The sequence below is a fragment of the Labrys sp. LIt4 genome (genome assembly GCF_017813775.1).
GTDB classification, from domain to species: domain Bacteria; phylum Pseudomonadota; class Alphaproteobacteria; order Rhizobiales; family Labraceae; genus Labrys; species Labrys okinawensis_A.
Genome location: NZ_JAGIPY010000122.1, coordinates 1 through 244 on the forward strand (window position 1 = coordinate 1; position 244 = coordinate 244).

Here is a 244-nt window from a genome sequence, read left to right on the forward strand (position 1 = left end):
GCTTTTGATTCCGATGTAGTCCAGGTATGCCGACCGGTGGACCGTGGACCGCGAGTTCGCCTTGGTGATGACGAGGGCACGCTTTTCCCGGGCTTTTTTCCTGCCTGTGTCTGTGAGGTGCTGGATGTGGGGTGAATCCGCCGCGGGACGCAGGAGGCCCAGGCCGCTGCCTTCGCGCAGTTCCAGGACGTCTTCGCCGTCTATGTTCACGAGGTCGTATTCGCGGTAGCCCAGGAAGGTGAAG

General features: G+C 61.5%; 1 protein-coding gene. It reads right to left on the reverse strand.

All coding sequences use genetic code 11. The annotated features are described in order from the left end of the window. The coding region (locus J8I29_RS29860; RefSeq protein ID WP_209434453.1) for an NAD-glutamate dehydrogenase domain-containing protein at nucleotides 1–244 on the reverse strand (244 nt) is incomplete at both ends.